The 5,628-nt window shown below is 38.4% G+C and carries 5 protein-coding genes; 1 reads left to right on the top strand and 4 read right to left on the bottom strand.

What is annotated here, in order from left to right; genetic code table 11:
* Positions 1-735: 735 nt before the first annotated feature.
* Complete coding sequence (locus tag ESZ39_RS16975) at positions 736-1,695, top strand: PstS family phosphate ABC transporter substrate-binding protein (protein ID WP_146881108.1); 960 nt, start codon at positions 736-738, stop codon at positions 1,693-1,695.
* Positions 1,696-2,007: 312 nt separating this feature from the next.
* Here ESZ39_RS16975 and ESZ39_RS16970 read toward each other — a convergent pair whose 3' ends face one another.
* From ESZ39_RS16970 to ESZ39_RS16955, 4 genes are all read right to left on the bottom strand, one after another.
* Positions 2,008-2,505 carry a glycine cleavage system protein R gene (locus ESZ39_RS16970; RefSeq protein WP_146881107.1) on the bottom strand — a complete coding sequence of 166 codons (498 nt, stop codon included), beginning with the start codon at positions 2,503-2,505 and terminating at the stop codon, positions 2,008-2,010.
* A 38-nt stretch (positions 2,506-2,543) separates the two neighbouring features.
* On the bottom strand, positions 2,544-2,903 hold the full coding sequence (locus tag ESZ39_RS16965) for a PilZ domain-containing protein (protein WP_146881106.1): 360 nt from the start codon (positions 2,901-2,903) through the stop codon (positions 2,544-2,546).
* 102 nt (positions 2,904-3,005) lie between these two features.
* Complete coding sequence (gene ettA, locus ESZ39_RS16960; protein ID WP_146881105.1) at positions 3,006-4,685, bottom strand: energy-dependent translational throttle protein EttA; 1,680 nt, start codon at positions 4,683-4,685, stop codon at positions 3,006-3,008.
* Between the two features lie 165 nt (positions 4,686-4,850).
* On the bottom strand, positions 4,851-5,408 hold the full coding sequence (locus tag ESZ39_RS16955; RefSeq protein WP_146881104.1) for a GGDEF domain-containing protein: 558 nt from the start codon (positions 5,406-5,408) through the stop codon (positions 4,851-4,853).
* Between the last annotated feature and the right edge of the window lie 220 nt (positions 5,409-5,628).

Raw genomic sequence — 5,628 nt, 5'->3', positions numbered from 1 at the left:
TGCGCAGGAAAAATAATTCAAGGTAAGGCGCTCGATTGAGCAATAGCTGGCTATTGGGATTGAGAGCAACACAGCCTTGAGCTATTTTAACTAGTACAAGTGAGCAATAACTTAATGGGATTGGTATAAAGCTCATTGTTGGGGTATTTGTCTATCCTAGATTCAAATAACTAATCTAAGAATAATAAAAATTATTTGAAATTCATTTTACATTTATTATCTGTATAGTTTAAGCCATCAGATCTATCACTTAGCAACGCTAAGGCGCTATATATTTTGTGCCTATATACTTGGTCAGCAAGTTAGTTTTAAAGATAAAGTTCACTAGGGTTTTGGTGTTTTTACTTTAAAATTAAATACTTAACCTAGTACTCAAAAGCCCAGACCTCTACCAATAAACTTAAAAATAACAGCTACTTTTCTATTTATTGAAAACTGATAGCTATTTTTACTGACAGCTTTTTTTAAAACCTAACGGGCTAAAGCCAGCCTACAAAGAGCCTACAGGTAATCATGTAGTGTTTGGTCATTGTTTTGTCGGTCAAACTTCAGTCTGTCAACCGTCTAGCTAACGCATAGCATGATGATCAAAGCTAAACAGTCAGCGATTGCTTTTAACTAAAAGCTGACCGCTTTTTGAGACTTGTCATACAAGTGTCACAAACTTTACTTATTATTGTCACATTCACTTTCTATAGTGTTGTCAAATTAATTACAGTCTCACCGGAGAGTAACATGAGTTTAAAACGTACATTAGGCGTTATTGGTTTATCAAGCCTTATCAATTTTTCTGCATTTGCAGTCGATAATGATTTACCAAGCTATAAAAAAGTCAGTGGTGTCTCAGGCAATGTATCGTCTGTTGGCTCAGATACGCTAGCTAATATGATGACATTTTGGGCGGAAGAGTTTAAACGCACTTATCCCAATGTTAATGTGCAAATACAAGCGGCGGGTTCATCTACAGCGCCACCGGCATTAACGGAAGCAACATCTAATCTTGGGCCAATGAGTCGTAAGATGAAGTCACGTGAAATTGAAGCGTTCCAAAAACGTTATGGTTATAAACCCACCGCTGTTCGAGTGGCGATTGATGCTTTAGCTGTGTTTGTTCACAAAGACAACCCGATAAAAGGCCTTCGTATAGATCAGGTCGATGCTATCTTTTCAAATAACCGTAAATGTGGTGCTTTAAAAGATGTTGAACGCTGGGGAGATTTAGGGCTAACGGGTGATTGGACTGGTAAAGATGTGCAATTGTACGGCCGTAACTCTGTTTCAGGCACTTACGGTTACTTTAAAAAGAAAGCACTATGTAAAGGTGACTTTAAAAATAGTGTTAACGAACAGCCGGGTTCAGCATCGGTTGTACAATCTGTTTCTGCATCGTTAAATGGTATTGGTTATTCAGGCATTGGCTATAAAACCTCAGGTGTTCGCGCATTGCCACTGTCGAAAAAAGGTGAAAACTTTATTGAAGCTAATATGGAAAATGCAATTTCTAAGACGTATCCATTATCACGCTTCTTATATGTTTATGTGAATAAACACCCGATTAAACCTTTAGCACCGATGGAAGCTGAATTTTTGAAAATGGTATTATCAAAATCAGGCCAAAGCATCGTCGAGAAAGACGGTTATATTCCATTACCCGCTTCAGTTGCTGCAAAAGAATTTAAAAAGTTAGGCTTATAAAAAACTAGCACATAGAAGCTTAGCTCATAGCAATCTAACAGATAAAAAGGTCCGCACTCAAAAATGAAGGCGGACTTTTTATGTTCAGGACGAACGGTATGCTGCGCTCACATGGATGTGAAAGAGCAGCGATGTTTAGGACGAAAGTATATCGCGAGTACACAGCCGTTCTTAACCTTCTCGGTAATTGCTCCATGCATTACTCTAATGACTTACATCCTTGTACGTGAATAAACGGTGTTAATAAATAACGTACTTATGCATTGCTTATGGTTATTTTAAATAGCTTGGATTCAAATAGTAAGTGCTAACTTAACGCGAAATATCTACCATCAAGTCATCAGCTAGGTTTTCAAGTGCCGTAATCATCGAGTCGATATCTTTTTTATTAGTAGAAATGGTGACCTTTGCTTTGAATAACTCATAGCCTGAATGTGGTGCGCTTTCTTGTTTACTGACGAGTTTAAGTAAATTACCGCCATGTTGATGAATAGCTGACGATATCTCTTGCACTATGCCGGCTCTATCGTTTGCGGTTAGCTCTAAAACAAGCAAGGTTTCAGGCACTAAGTCATTAGGGTGTACCTGTTCTATTTGCATTTTAAAGCCTGCTAAGGCGGCGAGTTCGGTGGCTAAATTTGTTGAGTTTTCAGCGGCAACCGTAATGTCGATAACGCCCGCAAAAACGCCTGACATGTGATGCAAACTAGACTCTTGCCAATTGGCTTTATGTTTACTAATGAGATCGGATAACACTTTTACTATGCCAGGGCGATCTTCGGTGATAAAAGAAATAATAAGGTGATTCATGAGAAATCCTTTGAAAAAATTAGTGGGAGTTGCGAGTGTTAAGCACGGGTTAGTTGCGACAATTCTTTATGAAACTGCTCATCGTCTGCGAGGTTAAGCTCAATTAAGCGCCTTAATAAACTCACACTGTCAATATCAATACCTTTGCATTGCACCCCAATTTCATTACCTTCTTGATGAGCAACAACAACCTTCATTTTAATTTTAGCGCCAAAATCATCTAATTGAAATGATAACAAACCGAGTTTTTTTTCGAGGATTAGTCCTTTTGTGTCGGTGTACAACAGAGCGCCTTTTAATGATATATCATGAATATTGACACTAAATACCTGTTGCTCTATTGCGAGTTCTGCCGACATAGAAAAAAGGATGCGCGTAAATTGACGTCTATTCTGCATGGAGTTTAATTATAGCAAAGTGATTTGTTCAGCATAGCTCGCTTTTAATAAAAAGGCACCTTAATTTATTAAGGTGCCTTTTTATTGTTGTTAACTAATTAGTTAACCTATTTTTTTATATTTTATCCGATGTGGTTCAGCGGCTGCTGGACCATAAGTTTTCTTTAACCATTCTTCGTATTCAGTATAGTTTCCTTCATAGAAGTTGATCTGGCCTTCATCACGGTAATCCAAAATATGAGTGGCAATACGGTCAAGGAACCAGCGGTCATGGGAAATAACCATGGCACAGCCAGGAAATTCTAATAGTGCTTCTTCAAGTGCGCGTAAGGTTTCCACATCGAGATCGTTGGTCGGTTCATCGAGTAGTAATACGTTACCACCGGTTTGCACAAGCTTGGCTAAATGAACACGGTTGCGCTCACCACCAGATAAGTCACCAATGATCTTTTGTTGATCATTACCTTTAAAGTTAAAGCGGCTTACGTAAGCACGACTTGGAATTTCAAAACTACCAATCTGCAAGATTTCATGGCCTTGAGATATTTCTTGGTAGACCGTTTTACTGTTGTCCATGTCATCGCGAAATTGATCGACACTGGCAAGCTTAACCGTAGCACCGAGTTCTACATTACCAGAGTCTGGCTGCTCAGCACCTGACATTATTTTAAATAAAGTAGATTTACCGGCACCGTTCGGCCCAATAATACCAACGATAGCGCCTTTAGGTACGCTAAAGCTTAAGTCATCAATAAGTACTCTATCACCAAAAGATTTTGTTAAGTTATTAACATCTAATACTTTATCGCCTAAACGAGGTCCTGGTGGAATATACAACTCGTTTGTTTCATTACGCTTTTGATGATCTTGGCTATTAAGCTCTTCAAAGCGTGCCATACGGGCTTTGCTTTTTGACTGACGGGCTTTTGGATTTGAGCGTACCCATTCAAGTTCTTGTTTGATAGTTCTTTGCAGTGAACTTTCACTTTTACTTTCTTGCTCTAAGCGGGTGTTTTTTTGTTCTAACCATGCAGAATAGTTGCCTTCATAAGGAATACCATATCCTCTATCAAGCTCTAGAATCCAGCCAGCAACATTATCTAAGAAGTACCTATCATGAGTAATAGCAACAACAGTGCCAGGGTAGTCGTGTAAGAATCGCTCTAACCAGGCAACAGACTCAGCATCTAAATGGTTAGTAGGCTCATCAAGCAGCAACATATCAGGTTTTTGTAATAATAAACGACAAAGTGCAACACGACGACGTTCACCACCACTAAGTACACCAATTTTTTGTTCCCACTCAGGTAAACGTAAAGCGTCAGCGGCGCGCTCTAAAACGTTGTCAATATTATGACCGTCTTGGCTATTTATAATATCTTCTAATTGCCCTTGCTCTTTGGCTAAGGCGTCAAAGTCGGCATCGGGCTCTGCGTAGTCTGAATAGACTTGGTCTAATCGTGCTATGGCATTTTTTACTTCAGCAACGGCTTCTTCAACAATTTCACGGACGGTTTTTTCTTCATCTAATATAGGCTCTTGTGGCAAGTAACCGATGTTAGTGCCTGCAAGTGCTTTTGCTTCACCTTCAAACTCGGTATCAAGACCTGCCATAATACGTAATAAGGTTGATTTACCTGAGCCATTAAGACCTAGCACACCAATTTTTGCACCAGGAAAGAAAGAAAGTGAGATGTCTTTTAAAATTGTGCGCTTAGGAGGAACCACTTTGGAAACGCGGTTCATCGACATGATGAATTTATCGGGTAATGGTTGTGCCATAGAAAACCTTTTTGAGACAGTATGAGTAATGTCGCTATTCTAGGTTAATAGCTACCTTGTTGGCAATGAGGTTTTATTGGCTTGATGATGTTAAGCGTAAAGCTATCTGTCTTTGGTACTAAAAATTAACCTTTGAGGGGCTAATGCCGCTAAGGTTGTGATGAGTTAATCGATTATATATACGTGATTTCTTCCTTGAGACTTGGCTTTATATAAAGCACTATCAGAGCGGGCATAAAGGTCTTGAAAACAGCCATCGCTCGGTTTTATAACTGATAGACCTAGACTAATTTTTATTGGCAATTTTATCTTGTTGTTAATAATTATTGGATTTTTATCTAATAAATTGCGTAGTCTTTCCGCAGTTTGTAGGCCTTTAGACCTATTGATGTTAGGTAGTAATATTGAAAACTCTTCACCGCCGATACGGGCAAAAATATCTTCGGCTCTAATGGTGGGTGTAATCAACTGTGCAATTTTTATTAACACTTGATCACCAACAGGGTGGCCATATTGATCGTTAACAGCCTTAAAGTGGTCAACATCTAACGAGATAACAGCCAGTGCCTGTTGGTGCCTTTTCGAACGGTTAAACTCTCGATTAGCATTATCAAAAAAATAACGACGGTTGTAGATGCTAGTTAATTCATCAATATTAGCCAGTTGTTTAAATTTTTCTTTCAGTTGATAAAGTTCGGTTACATCAGTAGAAAAACCAATCATAGTTTTTTGGTCACCTTTAAATTGGCAAGGTATTTTTGTACTAATATAGTGTTGGGTCCAGGGTGGGATCACGCATTTCAAATAAATAGCACTGTATAATAAAGAAATTTTGAACCTTATTGATAAGAGATGATCAGATCAGTATCAAAAATTAACAATAGTTATTTATCATGTCATTATTTCAAGATATTGAAAGCATTAAAGATCACAGAGTAGACGC

Source organism: Colwellia sp. C1TZA3, assembly GCF_007954265.1.
Lineage (GTDB): Bacteria > Pseudomonadota > Gammaproteobacteria > Enterobacterales > Alteromonadaceae > Cognaticolwellia.
Note: the sequence above shows the minus strand (reverse complement) of the source record. Positions and strands in the feature narration are given on the sequence as shown.